We start from the raw sequence: 20710 nt of genomic DNA, 5'->3' as shown, positions 1-20710 counted from the left end.
ACTCCTGTTAATCCATACAGCAACAGTGCCGGGTATCCCGGCGCTGTTGTCCGTTTTAGCAAACAGGCAGGAAATGCCTGGTACCTGGAGAGCCTTTTTTGAGCCAGGAATATACTGAAGACAAAGAAGTCACTTTAACGAAGTTAAGCAGCGGGCGCCGACTCCTTGAGGCGTTACTGATTCTTGTTGCCCTTTTTGCCGTCTGGTTGATGGCCGCCTTACTCAGCTTTAACCCTTCCGATCCCAGCTGGTCACAAACGGCGTGGCATGAACCTATCCATAATTTGGGTGGTGTGCCCGGCGCATGGCTGGCGGATACGCTATTTTTCGTCTTTGGCGTCATGGCCTACACCATTCCAATCATTATTGTTGGTGGGTGCTGGTTTGCCTGGCGTCATCGTCAAAACGAAGAGTACATCGACTACTTTGCGGTTTCACTTCGTTTGATTGGCGCACTAGCGCTGATCCTGACCTCGTGCGGTCTGGCAGCGATCAACGCCGATGATATCTGGTATTTCGCCTCCGGTGGCGTGATTGGCAGCCTGTTGAGCACGGCGCTCAAACCCATGCTCCACAGCAGCGGTGGTACCATCACGCTGCTCTGTATCTGGGCGGCAGGGCTGACGCTCTTTACCGGTTGGTCGTGGGTGAGCATCGCTGAAAAACTCGGCGGCTTTATCCTGAATATTCTGACGTTCGCCAGCAATCGCACCCGTCGTGATGATACCTGGGTGGATGAAGACGAATACGAAGATGATTATGAAGAAGAGTCGTCATCCGCCAACCGAACCGAATCTCGACGCACGCGCATCATGCGCGGGGCGCTGGCGCGTCGTAAGCGCGTCGCTGAAAAATTCACTAATCCTTTGGCTCGTAAAACCGATGCGGCTCTCTTCTCCGGCAAACGGATGGATGACGAAGAGCAAGTCACTTACAGCACAGGCGGCGTCGCCACCGATCCGGATGACGTGCTGTTCTCTGGCAATCGAGCGATGCCGGGTGATTTCGATGAATACGATCCGCTGTTAAACGGTCATTCTGTGACGGCTCCGGTTGCCGCAGCAGCAATCGCGACGACGGCGACGCAAGCTTACGCTGCGCCCGTTGAGGCCGTGATGTCAGTTGCGCCGGTTCAGACGCCAGAACCTGCCCTGCAGCAGCCGATGGTTGACTGGCAAACGGCACCTGGCGTTCACACGCCTGAGCCGACTATTGCCCCAGAGCCAGAAAGCTATGTACCGGTGCCGCCGCAGGATCAACAGTGGCAGCAGCCGTATCAGCCTGAGCCAGTTTACGAAGAACAATATGCCGAACCTGAGCAGCCTTATCAGGAATACACCCCTGAACCTGTTTCAGAGTCGCAGATTGAAGTGGAAGAGGTTAAACCTGCTCGTCCGCCGATGTACTATTTTGAAGAAGTGGAAGAGAAACGCGCCCGCGAACGTGAGCAGCTTGCGGCCTGGTATCAGCCAGTGCCTGAGCCTGCGGGGGTTAATCCTGTCACGTCGCCTGCGTTTAGTGCGCCAGATATCGATCCAACAGCGGCCATTGCTCCTGTTGCTGCAAGCGTTAAGCAAGCGACAGTTGCTGCGACAGCAACCGCTGCGGCAGCCGCACCGGTGTTTAGTCTGGCCGCCGGTGGAGCGCCTCGTCCGCAGGTGAAAGAGGGTATCGGCCCACAATTACCGCGACCAAACCGCGTGCGCGTTCCAACGCGTCGTGAGCTGGCGTCATACGGTATCAAATTGCCTTCTCAGCGTATGGCTGAGGAAAAAGCGCAAGATCCGAATGATATCGATGATGCGGATGAAATGCAGCAGGACGAGCTGGCTCGCCAGTTTGCTGCGCAGCAGCATCAGCGCTACGGTGAAGAATATCAGGACCACTCGCAGCCTGATGTTACTCAGGACGACGAAAACGACGCCGCAGAAGCAGAGCTGGCACGTCAGTTCGCCGCTTCACAGGAACAGCGTTATTCTGGCGAACAGCCAAAAAATGCGAATCCTTTCTCTCTGTCAGATTTTGAATTTTCACCGATGAAAGATTTGGTGGATGACACGCCGAGCGAGCCGCTGTTTACCCCGAGCGTGATGCCGGAAGCAGAGCCACCGCGCCCGCAATATGCTCCAGCGCAGCCTCAGCATGTTCCGCAGCCAGTGGCTCCGCAACAGTATGCGCAGCCGGTCGCTGCACCGCAGCAATATGCACAACCGCAGCAGCCTGTCGCTCAGCCGCAGGAAAGCCTGATTCACCCGCTGCTGATGCGCAATGGCGATAGCCGTCCCGTACAACGACCGACTACGCCGCTGCCGTCGCTGGATCTCTTAACCTCTCCGCCGACGGAAGTTGAGCCGGTCGATACCTTTGCACTTGAGCAAATGGCGCGTCTGGTTGAAACACGTCTGGCTGATTTCCGTATTAAAGCGGACGTTGTTAACTACTCTCCTGGTCCGGTGATTACTCGCTTCGAGCTCAATCTGGCGCCGGGTGTTAAAGCCGCGCGTATTTCGAATCTCTCACGTGACCTGGCGCGTTCGCTTTCGACCGTTGCAGTGCGCGTGGTTGAAGTTATTCCGGGCAAGCCGTACGTGGGCCTGGAGTTGCCGAACAAGAAACGTCACACCGTTTATCTGCGTGAAGTGCTGGATAACGCGAAATTCCGCGATAACCCGTCACCTTTAACCGTAGTGCTGGGCAAAGATATCGCGGGTGAGCCTGTCGTCGCAGATCTCGCGAAAATGCCACACCTGCTGGTGGCCGGTACTACCGGTTCTGGTAAATCCGTCGGTGTGAACGCGATGATCCTGAGCATGCTCTACAAAGCGCAGCCGGAAGATGTGCGTTTCATCATGATCGACCCGAAAATGCTGGAACTCTCCGTCTACGAAGGCATTCCGCATCTGCTCACCGAAGTTGTGACCGACATGAAAGATGCCGCCAACGCCCTGCGCTGGAGCGTCAACGAAATGGAACGCCGCTACAAGCTGATGTCTGCTCTGGGTGTGCGTAACCTCGCCGGTTATAACGACAAGATTGCTGAAGCGGCGCGTATGGGCCGTCCGATTCCGGACCCATACTGGAAGCCGGGCGACAGCATGGATGCTCAGCATCCGGTGCTGGAAAAACTGCCGTACATCGTGGTGCTGGTGGATGAATTCGCCGACCTGATGATGACAGTAGGCAAGAAAGTTGAAGAGCTGATCGCCCGACTGGCACAGAAAGCGCGTGCAGCCGGTATTCACCTGGTGTTGGCGACGCAGCGTCCGTCTGTTGACGTCATCACTGGTCTGATTAAAGCGAACATTCCGACGCGTATCGCGTTCACCGTATCGAGTAAAATCGACTCCCGTACCATCCTCGATCAGGCGGGTGCAGAATCGCTGCTCGGCATGGGTGATATGCTCTATTCCGGCCCGAACTCGACGACGCCGGTGCGCGTTCACGGTGCGTTTGTTCGTGACCAGGAAGTCCACGCCGTCGTGCAGGACTGGAAAGCGCGCGGTCGTCCGCAATACGTAGACGGCATCACTTCCGAGAGCGAAAGCGAAGGCAGTGGTGGCGGTTATGATGGCGCGGAAGAGTTGGATCCCTTATTTGATCAGGCCGTTAACTTTGTGACAGAAAAACGCAAAGCGTCCATTTCCGGCGTACAGCGTCAGTTCCGCATCGGCTACAACCGCGCTGCACGTATTATCGAACAGATGGAAGCGCAGGGCATTGTAAGCGAGCAAGGTCACAACGGTAACCGCGAAGTGCTGGCACCGCCACCGTTTGAGTAATCCTTCGTCGATTGCAAAGATGGGTAAATCAGCAAAAATTAAGCATTTTCTTCTGTCGCCTGCCTGCGGGCAGGTTCAGAATAGACGGCAGAACCCCATTTGGGGATGACGAATTTTAAGGACTCATAATGAAAAAAATCGCAATTGTCGGAGCACTACTGACCAGCTTTGTCGCCAGCAGCGTCTGGGCCGATGCCGCAAGCGACCTTAAAAGCCGCCTGGATAAAGTCAGCAGCTTCCACGCCAGCTTCACGCAGAAAGTGACGGATGGCAGCGGCAACGCGGTGCAGGAAGGCCAGGGCGATCTCTGGGTGAAACGTCCTAATCTGTTTAACTGGCACATGACTCAGCCGGATGAAAGCATTCTGGTTTCCGACGGTAAAACCCTGTGGTTCTATAACCCGTTTGTTGAACAGGCGACCGCAACGTTGCTGAAAGACGCAACCAGCAATACGCCGTTCATGCTGATCGCCCGCAACCAGACCAGCGACTGGCAGCAGTACAACATTAAACAGAATGGCGATGATTTTGTGCTGACGCCGAAGGGCAATACCGGGAACCTGAAACAGTTCACCATTAACGTGAGCAACAACGGGACTATCAATCAGTTCAGCGCCGTTGAGCAGGACGAGCAGCGCAGCAGCTACCAGCTCAAATCTCAGCAAAATGGCGCGATTGACGCATCGAAATTCACCTTTACCCCGCCGCAGGGCGTAACGGTGGACGACCAACGCAATAAGTAAGAGGCGTGAGTGGGCAACCTGTCGCTCGATTTTTCTGATAATGCGTTTCAACCTCTGGCCGCCCGTATGCGGCCAGAAAATTTAGCGCAGTACATTGGCCAGCAGCATCTGCTGGCTGCCGGGAAACCGTTGCCGCGCGCTATCGAAGCCGGGCATCTGCATTCTATGATCCTGTGGGGACCACCGGGAACCGGTAAAACCACGCTGGCCGAAGTGATTGCTCGCTATGCCAATGCCGACGTCGAGCGTCTTTCAGCCGTCACGTCCGGCGTGAAAGAGATCCGTGAAGCTATCGAGCGCGCCCGCCAGAACCGTAATGCTGGTCGTCGAACCATCCTTTTTGTCGACGAAGTTCATCGTTTCAATAAGAGCCAGCAGGATGCGTTCCTGCCGCACATTGAAGACGGGACCATCTTCTTTATCGGTGCCACCACCGAAAATCCTTCGTTTGAACTCAATTCTGCGCTGCTTTCCCGCGCCCGTGTTTATCTGCTGAAATCACTGACTACGGACGATATTGAGCAGGTCCTCACTCAGGCGATGGAAGACAAGGCGCGCGGCTACGGCGGACAGGACATCGTTCTGCCGGATGATACGCGTCGCGCAATTGCCGAGCTGGTTAACGGTGATGCGCGTCGCGCGTTAAATACGCTGGAAATGATGGCCGATATGGCCGAGCTGGATGAATCCGGTAAGCGCGTATTGAAAGCGGAGTTGCTCACTGAGATTGCCGGGGAACGCAGTGCGCGATTCGATAACAAAGGCGACCGCTTTTACGATCTCATTTCAGCGTTTCACAAATCCGTGCGCGGCAGTGCGCCCGATGCTGCGCTCTACTGGTATGCGCGCATTATTACCGCCGGTGGCGACCCGCTATACGTTGCGCGCCGCTGCCTGGCAATCGCGTCGGAAGATGTCGGCAATGCCGATCCGCGCGCGATGCAAGTGGCAATCTCTGCGTGGGATTGTTTTACCCGAGTAGGGCCGTCAGAAGGTGAGCGCGCTATTGCCCAGGCGATTGTCTATCTGGCCTGCGCGCCGAAAAGTAATGCCGTCTACACAGCGTTTAAAGCCGCGATGGCCGATGCGCGCGATCGTCCGGACTATGACGTGCCGGTTCACCTGCGTAATGCCCCGACCAAACTGATGAAAGAAATGGGCTATGGCCAGGAGTATCGCTACGCCCACGATGAGCCGAACGCCTATGCCGCCGGGGAGGAATATTTCCCGCAGGAAATGGCACAAACGCGCTATTATCGCCCGACTAACAGAGGTCTTGAAGGCAAGATTGGCGAAAAGCTCGCCTGGCTTACCGGACAGGATCAAAATAGCCCTATAAAACGCTACCGTTAGCGCGATCGTTGCGGTAATGTTGGCAATGTATCCCTGTGACCGCAGGCTGTGGTCACATTTCCTCTTTTAATTCGATAAGCACAGGATAAGCATGCTCGATCCCAATCTGTTGCGTAACGAGCCAGACGCAGTCGCAGAAAAACTGGCACGCCGGGGCTTTAAGCTGGATGTAGATAAGCTGCGCGCTCTTGAAGAGCGTCGTAAAGTTCTGCAGGTACAAACTGAAAATCTGCAAGCTGAGCGTAACTCTCGATCGAAATCCATCGGCCAGGCGAAAGCACGCGGGGAAGACATTGAGCCATTGCGTCTTGAAGTGAACAAGCTGGGTGAAGAGCTGGATCAGGCGAAAGTTGAACTTGATGCTCTTCAGACCGAAATTCGTGATATCGCGCTGGCGATCCCGAACATTCCTGACGATAGCGTTCCTGTCGGTAAAGACGAAAATGACAACGTTGAAGTGAAGCGCTGGGGCACCCCGCGTGAATTCGATTTCGACGTTCGCGATCATGTTACGCTGGGCGAAATGCACGCGGGTCTGGACTTTGCCGCCGCGGTTAAACTGACCGGTTCTCGCTTTGTGGTAATGAAAGGCCAGATCGCGCATCTGCACCGTGCCCTGGCTCAGTTCATGCTGGATCTGCACACCGAACAGCACGGCTACAGCGAAACTTACGTTCCGTATCTGGTTAACCACGATACGCTGTACGGTACGGGCCAGTTGCCTAAATTTGCTGGCGATCTGTTCCACACTCGTCCGCTGGACGAAGAAGCAGACAGCAGCAACTACGCGTTGATCCCAACTGCAGAAGTGCCGCTGACCAACCTCGTTCGTGATGAAATCATCGACGAAGACGATCTGCCAATCAAACTGACTGCACACTCTCCGTGCTTCCGCTCTGAAGCGGGGTCTTACGGCCGCGATACCCGTGGTCTGATCCGTATGCACCAGTTCGACAAAGTCGAGATGGTTCAGATCGTGCGCCCGGAAGAATCAATGGATGCGCTGGAAGAGATGACCGGCCATGCAGAGAAAGTGCTTGAGCTGCTGGGTCTGCCGTACCGTCGTATGGCGCTGTGCTCTGGTGATATGGGCTTCGGCGCATGCAAAACCTACGATCTGGAAGTGTGGGTCCCGGCGCAGAATACCTACCGTGAGATCTCTTCCTGCTCTAATGTCTGGGATTTCCAGGCGCGCCGTATGCAGGCACGTTGCCGCAGTAAATCTGACAAGAAAACCCGTCTGGTTCATACCCTGAACGGTTCTGGTCTGGCTGTAGGTCGTACACTGGTTGCGGTGCTGGAAAACTACCAGCAGGCAGACGGTCGTATCGAGATCCCTGAAGTGCTGCGCCCGTACATGAAAGGCCAGCAGTACATCGGTTGATTTGCCTTAAAACAAAAAAGCGCCTGAGGGCGCTTTTTTTATGCCTTCGTTTTGACGCCAGACAATAACTCATCCCTCTAAAGTAGTAATACTCACCTCACTTATTATTAGCATAAAAATCTAGTAACGAAGAAATTCGTTATATAAAAAGCTATATAGCGGTGTTATCCGCATCTTAATTTTTTGTGAGCAACCAAAGTGAGTTTCTATGAAAATCAAAGCGCCTGATGCTCTACTGGCTGCCGAGGTGAGTCGTCGCGGGTTAGTGAAAACCACGGCGATTGGCGGTCTCGCTGTTGCCAGCAGCGCGTTCTCCCTGCCTTTTTCACGTATGGCATCGGCGGCTGAAGCTATCGCGCCGCTGGCTGCACCTGAAAAAGTGGTCTGGAGCGCCTGTACCGTTAACTGTGGCAGCCGTTGCCCGCTGCGTATGCACGTTGTCGATGGCGAAATTAAATATGTCGAAACTGACAACACCGGCGATGATAACTACGAAGGGTTACATCAGGTTCGCGCCTGCCTGCGTGGTCGTTCGATGCGCCGTCGCGTTTACAACCCGGATCGCCTCAAATATCCAATGAAACGCGTGGGCAAACGCGGTGAGGGTAAGTTCGAGAAAATCAGCTGGGAAGAGGCCTTTGATACCATCGCCGGGAACATGCAGCGACTGATCAAAGAGCACGGTAACGAGTCCATTTATCTGAACTACGGTACCGGCACGCTCGGTGGCACCATGACGCGCTCCTGGCCACCAGGAAAAACGCTGATCGCCCGTCTGATGAACTGCTGCGGCGGCTACCTCAATCATTACGGTGACTACTCTTCCGCACAGATTGCCGAGGGACTGAACTACACCTACGGCGGCTGGGCAGACGGTAACAGCCCGTCTGACATTGAAAACAGCAAACTGGTGGTTCTGTTCGGTAATAACCCGGGTGAAACGCGCATGAGCGGCGGCGGGGTGACATACTACCTTGAACAGGCGCGCGCAAAATCTAACGCCCGAATGATCATCGTCGATCCGCGCTACACGGATACCGGTGCCGGACGCGAAGATGAATGGATCCCGATTCGCCCTGGCACCGATGCCGCGTTGGTGAATGCCCTGGCGTGGGTGATGATCACCGAAAACCTCGTCGATCAGCCGTTCCTCGATAAGTACTGCGTCGGTTACGACGAGAAAACCTTGCCAGCAAGCGCACCAGCCAATGGTCACTACAAAGCATACATCCTTGGACAAGGCAGTGATGGCGTAGCCAAAACGCCGCAATGGGCGTCAACGATCACCGGTATTCCTGTTGAACGCATCGTACAACTGGCGCGTGAAATTGGCTCGGCGAAACCGGCCTATATCAGCCAGGGGTGGGGCCCGCAGCGCCACGCGAACGGTGAAATCGCCACCCGCGCAATTTCGATGCTCTCCATTTTAACCGGCAACGTCGGCATCCACGGCGGCAACTCCGGCGCGCGCGAAGGCTCTTATGAAGTGCCGTTCGAACGTATGCCGACGCTGGAAAACCCAGTCCAGACCAGTATCTCCATGTTTATGTGGACAGATGCGATTGAACGCGGCCCAGAAATGACCGCCCTGCGCGACGGTGTGCGCGGGAAAGATAAGCTGGACGTGCCGATTAAGATGATCTGGAACTATGCGGGCAACTGCATTATCAACCAGCACTCGGATATCAACCGCACCCACGACATCCTTCAGGATGACAAAAAATGCGAGATGATAGTGGTGATCGACTGCCACATGACCTCGTCGGCGAAATATGCCGATATTCTGCTGCCGGACTGCACGGCCTCCGAACAGATGGACTTCGCGCTGGATGCCTCTTGCGGCAACATGTCGTATGTCATCTTTACCGACCAGGTGATCAAACCGCGCTTCGAATGTAAAACCATTTACGAGATGACGACAGAATTGGCCAAACGCCTCGGCGTTGAGCAGCAATTCACCGAAGGCCGCACTCAGGAAGGCTGGATGCGTCATCTGCACGAATTGTCCCGTCAGGCGGTCCCAGATTTGCCTGATTTTGACACCTTCCGCAAGCAGGGGATGTTCAAGCAGCGCGATCCGGAAGGGCATCATGTGGCCTACAAAGCCTTCCGCGAAGATCCGCAGGCGAACCCGCTGACCACGCCGTCAGGGAAAATCGAAATCTACTCCGAAGCGTTGGCAAAAATCGCCGCCAGCTGGGAATTGCCGGAAGGTGATGTTATCGATCCGCTGCCGATCTACACCCCAGGGTTTGAAAACTATAACGATCCGCTGACGGCGAAATACCCGCTGCAGCTGACCGGTTTCCACTACAAAGCCCGCGTTCACTCCACCTACGGCAACGTCGACGTGTTGAAAGCGTCCTGTCGCCAGGAGATGTGGATGAACCCGATGGATGCGAAAAAACGCGGCATCGCCAACGGTGACCGCATTCGCATCTTCAACGATCGTGGTGAAGTACACATCGAAGCGAAAGTGACACCGCGCATGATGCCTGGTGTGGTCGCGCTGGGGGAAGGGGCCTGGTATAACCCGGATGCGAATCGCATCGACCAGGCAGGCAGCATTAACGTGCTGACCACGCAGCGCCCGTCGCCACTGGCGAAAGGCAACCCGTCCCACACGAACCTTGTTCAGGTTGAAAAGGTATAAGGAGTAACCGATGACTACCCAGTATGGATTTTTCATTGATTCCAGTCGTTGCACCGGTTGCAAAACCTGCGAGCTGGCCTGTAAAGATTACAAAGACTTAACCCCGGACGTCAGCTTCCGTCGTATTTACGAATACGCGGGTGGCGACTGGCAGGAAGACAACGGCGTCTGGAATCAGAACGTGTTTGCTTACTACCTGTCGATTGCCTGTAACCACTGCGAAGATCCGGCCTGCACCAAAGTCTGCCCGAGCGGCGCGATGCATAAGCGTGAAGATGGCTTTGTGGTGGTGGACGAGGATGTCTGCATCGGCTGTCGATACTGCCATATGGCCTGCCCGTACGGCGCGCCACAGTATAACGCCGCAAAAGGTCACATGACCAAATGCGACGGCTGCCACTCGCGCGTGGCGGATGGCAAAAAACCGATCTGTGTAGAGTCCTGCCCATTACGTGCACTCGATTTTGGTCCGATTGAAGAACTGCGTCAGAAACACGGTCAGCTTGCAGCTGTCGCGCCGCTGCCGTCTGCGCACTTCACTAAGCCAAGTATCGTCATTAAACCGAATGCCAATAGCCGTCCGACGGGTGATACCACCGGCTATCTGGCTAATCCGAAGGAGGTGTGAGATGGGAAGTGGATGGCATGAATGGCCGTTAATGATTTTCACCGTCTTCGGACAGTGCGTAGCGGGCGGGTTTATCGTCCTGGCGCTGGCTTTGCTCAAGGGGGATTTACGCGCTGAGCAGCAACAGCGTCTGATCCTGAGCATGTTTGGATTGTGGGTGCTGATGGGGATTGGCTTTATTGCCTCGACCCTGCACCTGGGATCGCCACTGCGCGCGTTCAACTCCCTGAACCGTATCGGTGCATCATCGCTCAGTAACGAAATTGCGAGTGGAGCGATCTTCTTTGCTATCGGCGGCCTGGGCTGGCTGCTGGCAGCGTTCAAGAAACTACCGTCCGGGCTGCGCGGGGTGTGGCTAATTGTGACTATGGTGCTCGGAGTCGTATTTGTCTGGATGATGGTGCGCGTTTACAACACCATCGATACCGTTCCAACCTGGTACAGTGTCTGGACGCCGATGAGCTTCTTCCTGACTATGTTTATTGGTGGGCCGCTTTTAGGCTTCCTGTTGCTGCGCGTGTCAGGCGTCGATGGTTGGGCGATGCGCCTGCTGCCTGCAGTTTCGCTGTTGGCGCTAGTCATCAGTGCGATGGTGGCGTTGATGCAGGGCGCCGAGCTGGCGGCTATCCATAGCTCTATTCAGCAAGCCTCTGCGCTGGTACCGGATTACGGTTCGCTGATGGCCTGGCGTATCGGGCTGCTGGTTGCGGCGCTGGCCTGCTGGGTGATCCCGCAGGTGAAAGGTTATCAGCCTGCGGTTCCACTCCTTTCACTGGCCTTTGTGCTGGTGCTGGCAGGGGAGCTGATTGGTCGCGGCGTCTTCTACGGTCTGCATATGACAGTAGGGATGGCAATCGCCAGTTAATTGATCCTTTAGTTATATTAAGCCGGGGCAAATGCTCCGGCTTTTTTATTTTCTATCATGAAATTTTTCTACTGAACGCGAGTATTTCTTTGCCTCAGAGATGAATAAAAACAATCAGATAATTATTACGTATTGTATTGGATGCGTACGGAGGATGAATTTTTTAAATCGACAGAGAACAAATCGTGCGAGGCCGCTAACTGCATGGATTGACTTTGTTTTTGCCGGTGGCATGATGCGCTCGAAATCTTTACTTCCTCACGGTTTTTACCCATGACCACCTATACCCGCCCAGTGCTGCTTTTGCTCTGTGGCTTGCTTTTGTTGACCCTGGCGATAGCGGTATTAAATACCCTCGTCCCGCTTTGGCTCGCCCATGAAAACCTCCCGACGTGGCAGGTGGGGATGGTCAGTTCCTCCTATTTTACCGGTAATCTGCTGGGTACTTTGCTGACCGGTAAATTAATCAAACGTTTTGGTTTCAACCGCAGCTATTACCTGGCCTCACTGATTTTTGCGGCCGGTTGTGTTGGGCTGGGCGTGATGATGGGGTTCTGGAGCTGGATGACCTGGCGTTTTATCGCTGGCGTTGGCTGCGCGATGATCTGGGTGGTAGTGGAAAGTGCGCTGATGTGCAGTGGCACGTCCCGCAATCGTGGTCGCCTGCTGGCGGCGTACATGATGGTCTATTACGTGGGGACGGTGCTGGGTCAGTTGATGATCAGCAAACTGCCGACCGATTTAATGAGCGTCCTGCCGTGGGTGACGGGCATGGTGCTGGCAGCGATTCTGCCGCTGCTGTTTACCCGTATTGTGAACCAGAGCAGTGAGCATCAGGAAGCGACGCATGTCTGGCCGATGCTCAGACTGCGCCATGCGCGCCTTGGCATCAACGGCTGTATTATCTCCGGGATCGTGTTGGGTTCCCTGTACGGTTTAATGCCGCTTTATCTGAACCATAAAGGCGTCAGTGATTCCAGTATCGGCTTCTGGATGGCGGTGATGGTCAGTGCGGGCATTGTAGGCCAGTGGCCTATTGGTAAGCTGGCTGACAAATTTGGTCGCCTGCTGGTGCTGCGCGTGCAGGTTTTTGTGGTAATCATGGGTTGTCTGGCGATGCTCGGCAGCGCGGCGATGGCACCAGCGCTGTTTATTCTTGGTGCGGCGGGCTTTACGCTTTATCCAGTAGCGATGGCCTGGGCGTGTGAAAAAGTCGAGCACCACCAACTGGTCGCGATGAATCAGGCTCTGCTACTGAGCTACACCATCGGCAGCCTGCTGGGCCCGACGTTTACTGCCATGCTGATGCAGAGCTATTCCGACAATCTGCTGTTTATCATGATCGCCAGCGTGTCGTTTATCTATCTCCTGATGCTGCTGCGCAAAGCAGGCGAGCATCCAACGCCAGTGGCGCACGCCTGATACAAAAAAGCCCGGTGCAGATGCTGGACTGCACCCCAAAAGTTGGACACCCAACTGAGTAAGGTGCAGTTTTTTTATGGCAAAGCCAAAGTATTCCCTCGAAACCAGATTAGCTGTAGTCAATCACTACCTTGCCGGAAAAGATGGAACACATCGTACTGCTGAGCGTTTTGGTGTTGAAAGAACATCAGTGCGACGCTGGGTAAGAGCATGGCAACTCCACGGCATTGATGGCATTACCTGGAAAAATGACCGCCATTCTCCGGCGTTCCGCATTGCTGTCGTACGCACTGTTCTCGCTGAAGAACTTTCGATGCGCGAAGCTGCCGCACGGTTTAATATCTCCACTGAAACAGTTGTCCGGCACTGGGTGAATGTCTACAAAGACGCAGGTGAAAAAGGACTTCTGAGCATACAACCTGGCCGGAGCAAGGACATGACAAAACCCAAAAAAACACCTCCACTTACCGATGCTGCGCTGGATAAGTTATCTCCCGAAGAGTTGCGGGCTGAACTTCGTTACCTGCGGGCAGAGAATGCCTATCTAAAAAAGCTGAAGGCCTTAGTTCAAAGCGAGAAAAACGGCGAAAAGCCGCAATAATCAGTGAGCTAAGGCTGGAGTATGCACTTAGTGATCTTCTGCGTGCGGCGGGCATGTCCCGCAGTACGTGGTATCACAATATAAATGCGCTGAAGCGAGTGGACAGGCATGCCGGGCTGAAAGACAAAATCAGAGAAATTTACCACTATCACAAAGGGCGTTATGGCTACCGCAGGATCACGCTCTCACTGAGAAAACTGGGGTTGTTGGTAAACCATAAAAAAGTGCAGCGGCTGATGGCAGAGCTGTCGCTCCGCTCTCTGATAAGGGTGAAGAAATATCGTGCCTGGAAAGGGGAAGTGGGCAAGGCTGCACCCAATATCCTGGGCCGGAACTTCGGTGCATCGAAAGCCAACGAAAAATGGGTCACGGATGTCACCGAGTTCTCGGTGCAGGGTAAAAAGCTGTACCTGTCACCGGTTCTCGATCTGTTTAACCGGGAGATTATCTCCTACAGCCTGTCGGAAAGGCCGGTGATGGAGATGGTTAATACGATGCTGCATGATGCGTTCTCAGTGCTCGAACCGGAGGATGCACCGTTGCTGCACACGGATCAGGGCTGGCAATATCGAATGGCAGGTTATCAGGCAAAGTTAAAAGCGAGGGGTATGACACAAAGCATGTCGCGCAAGGGAAACTGCCTGGATAACGCGGTGATGGAGAACTTCTTCGGCACACTGAAATCGGAGTGTTTTTACCTGAACAGGTTCAGCGATCTGAATGAACTGAGGAAGGCGATAGAGGACTATATCCATTACTATAACAACGAGCGGATCAGCCTGAAATTAAAAGGCCTGAGTCCGGTAGAATACCGAACCCAGACCCCGATAGCCGCTTAACATGAACTGTCCAACTTTATGGGGTCAGTCCAATGCCCGGGCTTTTGTTTAGTACATCACCTTGTGACCGTACTGTTCGAGAATACCTTTGACACGTTCCATCGTCTCTTTCTTCGGTGGCTTCACGCCGTCAAGCTTGTACTCTTCGCCCATTGCCACCCATTTGTGTTTGCCCAGCTCGTGGTAGGGCAGGAGCTCGATTTTCTCGACGTTGCCCATGTCGCGGGTAAATTCACCGAGGCGATGCGCAGAGTCGTCATCGTCTGACCAGCCCGGAACAACCACATAGCGGATCCAGACGTTGATATTTTTATTGGCCAGGTAACGGCAAAATTCAAGTGTACGATGGTTCGACACGCCGACCAGGTTCTGGTGGATTTCATCGTTCATCTGTTTCAGATCGAGCATTACCAGATCCGTCACTTCGAGCAGTTCATCAATCACCGGATCGTAGCGACGCACAAAGCCGTTGGTATCGAGACAGGTGTGGATGCCTTCTTTGCGACAGGCGCGGAACCAGTCGCGGACAAATTCGGCCTGCAGGATGGCTTCGCCGCCTGACGCTGTGACGCCGCCGCCGGACGCATTCATAAAGTGGCGATAGGTCACCACTTCTTTCATGAGTTCTTCAACGGTGACCTCTTTGCCGCCGTGCGTATCCCAGGTGTCGCGGTTGTGACAGTACAGGCAGCGCATCAGGCAGCCCTGGAAGAAGGTGATAAAGCGGATGCCTGGGCCATCGACAGTGCCACAGGATTCAAAGGAGTGAATGCGACCAATAGTTGACATTGCGGTGATATCTCCAGATTCGGCCCGTCCGGGGCCTGTTTATGTGCATAGCTCATCGGCTATGTCGAGTCTGTTTTGGCTGTTATCCATTAAGTATATAGACAGCGGCCAAAAGAGACTGGTTTGGAGAAGGTGTTAAAAAGGCCCCACTGATGTGGAGCCTTTATTGTACGCTTTTTACTGCGTGATTTCAGTCAATTCCAGTTAGATGGATTGAGTGAAAGTACGGGTGATAACGTCCTGCTGCTGTTCTTTAGTCAGGGAGTTAAAACGTACTGCGTAGCCAGATACGCGGATGGTCAACTGCGGATATTTTTCCGGGTTTTCCATCGCGTCGAGCAGCATTTCACGGTTCATCACGTTCACGTTCAAGTGCTGACCACCTTCGATGGTAGATTCGTGATGGAAGTAACCGTCCATCAGACCTGCCAGGTTGGTTTTACGCACTTCGTCGTCTTTACCCAGCGCATTTGGAACGATAGAGAAGGTATAAGAGATACCATCTTTCGCGTAAGCAAACGGCAGTTTAGCAACGGAAGTCAGAGAGGCAACAGCACCTTTCTGGTCACGACCGTGCATTGGGTTAGCACCTGGACCGAATGGTGCGCCAGCGCGACGACCGTCTGGGGTGTTACCGGTTTTCTTACCGTACACAACGTTAGAAGTGATGGTCAGAACAGACTGAGTCGGGATAGCGTTGCGGTAGGTAGTCAGTTTCTGAATTTTCTTCATGAAACGTTCAACCAGGTCAACGGCCATGTCATCTACACGAGAGTCGTTGTTACCAAACTGCGGATATTCGCCTTCGATTTCGAAGTCAGTCGCCAGACCATCTTCGTCACGAATTGGTTTAACTTTCGCATATTTGATTGCAGACAGGGAGTCAGCTGCAACGGACAGACCTGCGATACCACATGCCATAGTGCGAACCACGTCACGGTCGTGCAGAGCCATCAGAGAGGCTTCGTAGCTGTACTTGTCGTGCATGTAGTGGATGATGTTCAGGGCGGTGACATACTGCTTAGCCAGCCAGTCCATGAAGTGATCCATACGATCCATGACTTCGTCGAATTTCAGAACGTCGCCTTTGATTGGTTCAGATTTAGGACCAACCTGGATTTTCAGTTTTTCATCAACGCCGCCGTTGATTGCATACAGCATGGTTTTCGCGAGGTTAGCGCGAGCACCGAAGAACTGCATTTGCTTACCAACAACCATTGGGCTTACGCAGCAAGCGATAGCGTAGTCGTCGTTGTTGAAGTCAGGACGCATCAGATCATCGTTCTCGTACTGCAGAGAAGAGGTATCGATGGAGACTTTAGCCGCGAATTTCTTGAAGTTCAGTGGCAGTTTTTCTGACCACAGAACAGTGATGTTCGGTTCCGGAGACGGGCCCATAGTGTACAGGGTGTTCAGGAAACGGAAGCTGTTTTTGGTTACCAGTGTACGGCCGTCAACGCCCATACCGCCGATAGATTCAGTTGCCCAGATTGGGTCACCGGAGAACAGCTCATCGTATTCTGGAGTACGCAGGAAGCGAACCATACGCAGTTTCATGACCAGGTGGTCAATCATTTCCTGTGCGTCTTGCTCGGTAATTTTGCCTGCTTTGATGTCACGTTCGATGTAAGCATCCAGGAAGGTGGATACGCGACCAAAGGACATTGCTGCGCCGTTCTGAGATTTAACCGCAGCCAGGTAGCCGAAGTAAGTCCACTGGATAGCTTCCTGAGCGTTGGTAGCCGGACCAGAGATATCGCAGCCATATTTAGCAGCCATCTCTTTGATCTGACCCAGCGCACGGTGCTGTTCAGAGATCTCTTCACGCAGACGGATAGTCGCTTCCAGGTTTACGCCGTTTTCCAGGTCAGATTGCAGTGACAGGAACTGTGCGTATTTGTCTTTCAGCAGGAAGTCGATACCGTACAGTGCAACGCGACGGTAGTCACCGATGATACGGCCACGGCCATACGCATCTGGCAGACCGGTCAGAACACCGGATTTACGGCAGTTCAGGATGTCTTTGGTGTAAACATCAAAAACGCCCTGGTTGTGAGTTTTGCGGTATTCGCTGAAGATTTTTTTCAGCATTGGGTCCAGTTCGCGATCGTACGCTTTGCAGGAACCTTCAACCATTTTGATGCCACCGAACGGGATAATCGCACGTTTCAGTGGTTTTTCAGTCTGCAGACCAACGATTTTCTCAAGCGCTTTGTTGATGTAGCCAGCGTCGTGAGAAGTGATGGTAGAGGCAACGGAAGTATCGAAATCAACTGGCGCGTGAGTGCGGTTTTCCAGTTTAACGCCTTCCATGACATTGTCCCACAGCTTGGTTGTTGCATCAGTAGCACCAGCCAGGAAGGATTCGTCACCTTCATATGGGGTATAGTTTTTCTGAATGAAGTCACGTACGTTGACTTCTTTCTGCCAGTCACCCTTCGCAAAACCTTCCCAGGCTGTGGCTAACTTTTCATTAAGCTCGGACATGTGATACCTACCTTCTTAAGTGGATTTTTCTTTACTGCCTGAGAAACCATCAATGATGATTGTCGCCACGCAGGTAAATGACCCAGTATGTCAACCCAACCAGCAGACCCCCACCGATAATGTTCCCAATAGTGACAGGGATCAGGTTATCTGTGATGAAGTTCATAATAGTCAGGTGAGAGAAACTTTCCGGGGTTGAACCGACTGCAGTCCAAAACTCCGGGCTCGCAAAGTTGCGGATTACGATACCCATCGGGATCATAAACATGTTTGCGATACTGTGCTCAAAGCCGCTGGCAACGAACATGGCAACCGGCAGAACCATAATCATGGCTTTGTCCATCAGGCTGCGTCCGGAGTAGCTCATCCAGACCGCCAGGCAGACCATCAGGTTTGCGAGGATGCCGAGAGCGACGGCTTCGATAAAGGTGTGGTGCATTTTGTGGTCAGCGGTTTGCAGGACATTCAATCCCCAGCCACCGTTGGCAGTCATATACTCGCCAGATAACCACATAAGCAGAACAAAGAGCAAACAGCCAATCAGGTTGCCAACGTAGACATTAATCCAGTTGCGCGCCAGCTGACCCCAGGTGATTCTTCCGCTCGCTTTAGCCACTACGATAAGCACCGTTGAAGTAAAGAGGTCGGCGCCGCAAATGACGCACAGAATCAAGCCCAGTGAGAAACAGATACCGCCAATCAGTTTCGCAATACCGAAAGGCATTGCAGCAGTACCGGTGGTAGCAGTGATGTAGAAGACGAAGGCGATGGAGATGAACACACCAGCGGTGATCGCCAGATAGAACGTCGTCATCGGGTGTTTCGTTGCTTTATAGACACCCGCTTCTTCGGCAACTTTGGCCATCGCAGCGGGGAGTATTAGATCAAAAGGGTTGTCAGCTTTCACACTAACTCTCTCTTTATTAAGTCGGCGACGAGATACTAACAAAGCATTATAGAAGAGAAATTGATATAGATCATATCTCGCCTGGCTTATAGGCCCGCAAAGCGCATGGTTTTGCAACAAATGCGGAGTAAGTTATTGATTATCCGTATATAAATAAATTTTAAAAGTTATGAAAAGAGTTGAATTATTTCCTTGAAGCTCTCCCAAAGCAGTTAATTAAAATGGAGTAATTGCCCTAAAAAGTAACAGTAAAGCCCAAGTAAACATAATTATATTTACTTGCATTTAACTTTATTATTACAAGCAATATTCATTGCAAAAGAAATAAAAAAACGGGGCAATGAAATTGCCCCGTAATATAGCCCAGACAGATCGGTACGCCTACTGTCTGTAGTGTTATGTGCGCTTATTTTGACCAGTATGCCGACTTAGCGCGCTGCAGCTTCTCGTAAGCCTTCAGCAGTGACTGATGCGCCGGGAAGGCTTTCAAATCACTATCCACAGCCTGCAGGCCGTAGAATGGTGCTTCACCGCTCAGGGCTGCACTTGCGGCTTCGACGGCATCTGCACCGTACATGCGCACGAATGCATTGAGGTATTGCAACGGCTGGCGATCTTCTTCCTGAGACAACAGCAGCAGCGTTTGCAGGCAGCGGTAATAATTAGCACGCTCTGGGCTGAATACTGACTGATTGTACTCGATGGTCCATTCAGTCCAGGCCAGGGCCTGATCCAGATCGCCACCGGCCAGCGCCAGCATTGATTTCAGCTCGCCTACACGCAGGGTGTACCAGCCGTTATCTTTACCGGTTGCCAGGCCCAGCAGTTCGCGTACACGGGTCAGATCGTCGTGGCCTTCGTCGTCCAGTTGGGCGATCAGGTTCAGATAATCTTCTTTTTCCCACTCGCTGCCAGGCAGCGCCAGCAGCGTTTCACGCAGGTGGCTACCCATGCTGTTGTTCGCCAGCCACAGATCTTCTGCCGGATAAATGTCGGACATGCCAGGCACGATAATGCGGCACGCGTAGACGCTCAGATGCTCGTAATCCGCGATGTACACTTCTTTATCTTCCGCTTTGAAGATAGCCATCAGCGTCGCGAACTCTTCTTCCGTGGTGCCAGAGAAACTCCAGTCAACGAACGGATAATCAGCGTCCTGCTTGAACATATCCCAGGAGATCAAACCGCTGGAATCGATGAAGTGGGTTTCGAGGTTGGTATGCTCGCCCACTTCTTCGTCGTCGAAGGTCGGTGGAGTAAAGACGTCGAGATCTTTCAGGCTACGGCCCTGAAGTAACTCGGTCACAGTTCGTTCCAGCGCCACGCCGAAGTCCGGGTGCGCACCAAACGAGGCGAAGCAGGTCCCGTTCGCTGGGTTGAACAGCACCACGCAGATAACCGGGTATTTGCCGCCCAGAGAACCGTCGTAAGCAAAGATTGGGAAACCTTCTGCTTCGAGTTTAGCGATGGATTCCACTACACCCGGGTAGCGGGCCAGCACGTCGCTCGGGATTTCCGGCAGGCTGATGGACTCCGCAATAATACGGTTTTTAATATGACGCTCAAACACCTCGGACAGGCCCTGAACACGGGCTTCGTTGCGGGTGTTTCCGGCGGACATGCCGTTAGACACGTACAGGTTACCGACGATATTCATCGGAATATAGACGGTCTGATCGTCAGACTGGCGGGTGAACGGCAGGGCGCAAATACCACGTTCGTCGTTGCCGGACTGCAGATCCACCAGCATCCCGGCGGTCAGTTCATTGTCAGGGTCGTAGAACTTACGCAGGCGTGCATCGAGAATGCCTTCTGGCAGTTCGTCATCTTCCGTCAGCGGGAACCACTTTTCGTTCGGGTAGTGTACGAACGGGCCGTTGGCGATGGTATCGCCAAGCCAGAAATCGGCGAAGAAATAGTTGGTGGACAGGCGCTCAAAATACTCACCCAGGGCAGAAGCGAGAGCCGCTTTTTTGGTGGCGCCTTTACCGTTGGTAAAGCACAGCGCACAGTCGGTGTCGCGAATATGCACGGACCAGACGTGGGGAACCGGGTTAAGCCAGGAGGCTTCTTCGATGTTAAAACCCAGGTCGGTCAGTTTTTGCTGGAAGCGAGCGATGGAATCTTCCAGTGCGGCGTCTTTGCCGGGGATAAATGTTTGAGTCATGGCGATCACTTTTATCGTACGTAAAGCGCGCAATGATACGGGTTTTGCGTGACAGGCGCTATCTTCGCGAGGACAACGGCGAAAATAAAAGAC

Annotated in this window: 13 protein-coding genes; 9 read left to right on the top strand and 4 right to left on the bottom strand. The window is 53.4% G+C overall.

Translation table 11 applies throughout. The features are described 5' to 3' along the window. The first annotated feature begins 98 nt into the window (after window positions 1-98). The 9 genes from C3708_RS05560 (at window position 99) to C3708_RS05520 (ending at window position 14267) form a co-directional block, all read left to right on the top strand. On the top strand, window positions 99-3779 hold the full coding sequence (locus tag C3708_RS05560) for a DNA translocase FtsK 4TM domain-containing protein (protein ID WP_103948720.1): 3681 nt from the start codon (window positions 99-101) through the stop codon (window positions 3777-3779). Between the two features lie 128 nt (window positions 3780-3907). Then, a complete protein-coding gene (gene lolA, locus C3708_RS05555; RefSeq protein ID WP_095281426.1) occupies window positions 3908-4522 on the top strand; it encodes an outer membrane lipoprotein chaperone LolA in 615 nt (204 codons plus the stop codon). Window positions 4523-4531: 9 nt separating this feature from the next. Beyond that, complete coding sequence (rarA, locus tag C3708_RS05550; RefSeq protein ID WP_103948719.1) at window positions 4532-5875, top strand: replication-associated recombination protein RarA; 1344 nt, start codon at window positions 4532-4534, stop codon at window positions 5873-5875. 91 nt (window positions 5876-5966) lie between these two features. After that, window positions 5967-7259 carry a serine--tRNA ligase gene (gene serS / locus C3708_RS05545; RefSeq protein WP_095281428.1) on the top strand — a complete coding sequence of 431 codons (1293 nt, stop codon included), beginning with the start codon at window positions 5967-5969 and terminating at the stop codon, window positions 7257-7259. A gap of 208 nt (window positions 7260-7467) precedes the next feature. Continuing rightward, window positions 7468-9912: a dimethylsulfoxide reductase subunit A gene (dmsA, locus tag C3708_RS05540; RefSeq protein WP_103948718.1), complete on the top strand. Its 2445-nt coding sequence runs from the start codon at window positions 7468-7470 to the stop codon at window positions 9910-9912. Window positions 9913-9922: 10 nt separating this feature from the next. Continuing rightward, window positions 9923-10540, top strand: a complete 618-nt coding sequence (locus C3708_RS05535; protein WP_095281430.1) for a DMSO/selenate family reductase complex B subunit — start codon at window positions 9923-9925, stop codon at window positions 10538-10540. A 1-nt stretch (window position 10541) separates the two neighbouring features. Further along, the gene (locus tag C3708_RS05530; RefSeq protein ID WP_095281431.1) at window positions 10542-11405 is read left to right on the top strand and encodes a dimethyl sulfoxide reductase anchor subunit family protein; all 864 of its coding nucleotides are present in this window, start codon (window positions 10542-10544) and stop codon (window positions 11403-11405) included. Window positions 11406-11678: 273 nt separating this feature from the next. Next, window positions 11679-12827 carry an MFS transporter gene (locus C3708_RS05525; RefSeq protein WP_095281432.1) on the top strand — a complete coding sequence of 383 codons (1149 nt, stop codon included), beginning with the start codon at window positions 11679-11681 and terminating at the stop codon, window positions 12825-12827. A gap of 76 nt (window positions 12828-12903) precedes the next feature. Next, a protein-coding gene (locus C3708_RS05520) for an IS3 family transposase (protein ID WP_103948717.1) occupies window positions 12904-14267 on the top strand; the annotation gives its coding sequence in 2 pieces (ribosomal slippage) (window positions 12904-13381 and window positions 13381-14267; 1365 coding nt in all). A gap of 48 nt (window positions 14268-14315) precedes the next feature. Here C3708_RS05520 and pflA read toward each other — a convergent pair. The 4 genes from pflA to ycaO all read right to left on the bottom strand — a co-directional run bounded on the left by pflA (window position 14316) and on the right by ycaO (window position 20617). Continuing rightward, window positions 14316-15056: a pyruvate formate lyase 1-activating protein gene (pflA, locus tag C3708_RS05515; RefSeq protein WP_095281433.1), complete on the bottom strand. Its 741-nt coding sequence runs from the start codon at window positions 15054-15056 to the stop codon at window positions 14316-14318. Between the two features lie 204 nt (window positions 15057-15260). Beyond that, the gene (gene pflB / locus C3708_RS05510; RefSeq protein WP_095281434.1) at window positions 15261-17543 is read right to left on the bottom strand and encodes a formate C-acetyltransferase; all 2283 of its coding nucleotides are present in this window, start codon (window positions 17541-17543) and stop codon (window positions 15261-15263) included. Window positions 17544-17592: 49 nt separating this feature from the next. Further along, window positions 17593-18450 (bottom strand): formate transporter FocA, encoded by an 858-nt coding sequence (gene focA / locus C3708_RS05505; RefSeq protein WP_133159644.1) that lies wholly within the window; start codon window positions 18448-18450, stop codon window positions 17593-17595. Between the two features lie 406 nt (window positions 18451-18856). Further along, entirely contained in the window at window positions 18857-20617 is a 1761-nt protein-coding gene (gene ycaO, locus C3708_RS05500) for a 30S ribosomal protein S12 methylthiotransferase accessory factor YcaO (RefSeq protein ID WP_103948716.1), read from the bottom strand. Between the last annotated feature and the right edge of the window lie 93 nt (window positions 20618-20710).

The sequence above is a fragment of the Lelliottia sp. 7254-16 genome (genome assembly GCF_002922995.1).
Classification (GTDB): Bacteria; Pseudomonadota; Gammaproteobacteria; order Enterobacterales; family Enterobacteriaceae; genus Enterobacter; species Enterobacter jeotgali.
The sequence above is the reverse complement of the archived record's forward strand: the minus strand, read 5'-3'. Positions and strand labels throughout refer to the sequence as shown.

What these genes read in the sequence shown, in the direction of transcription:
- lolA (WP_095281426.1), top strand. Translation starts at nt 3,908, where the DNA reads ATGAAAAAAATCGCAATTGTCGGAGCACTACTGACCAGCTTTGTCGCC.
- serS (WP_095281428.1), top strand. Translation starts at nt 5,967, where the DNA reads ATGCTCGATCCCAATCTGTTGCGTAACGAGCCAGACGCAGTCGCAGAA.
- dmsA (WP_103948718.1), top strand. Translation starts at nt 7,468, where the DNA reads ATGAAAATCAAAGCGCCTGATGCTCTACTGGCTGCCGAGGTGAGTCGT.
- C3708_RS05535 (WP_095281430.1), top strand. Translation starts at nt 9,923, where the DNA reads ATGACTACCCAGTATGGATTTTTCATTGATTCCAGTCGTTGCACCGGT.
- C3708_RS05530 (WP_095281431.1), top strand. Translation starts at nt 10,542, where the DNA reads ATGGGAAGTGGATGGCATGAATGGCCGTTAATGATTTTCACCGTCTTC.
- C3708_RS05525 (WP_095281432.1), top strand. Translation starts at nt 11,679, where the DNA reads ATGACCACCTATACCCGCCCAGTGCTGCTTTTGCTCTGTGGCTTGCTT.
- pflA (WP_095281433.1), bottom strand. Translation starts at nt 15,056, where the DNA reads ATGTCAACTATTGGTCGCATTCACTCCTTTGAATCCTGTGGCACTGTC.
- pflB (WP_095281434.1), bottom strand. Translation starts at nt 17,543, where the DNA reads ATGTCCGAGCTTAATGAAAAGTTAGCCACAGCCTGGGAAGGTTTTGCG.
- ycaO (WP_103948716.1), bottom strand. Translation starts at nt 20,617, where the DNA reads ATGACTCAAACATTTATCCCCGGCAAAGACGCCGCACTGGAAGATTCC.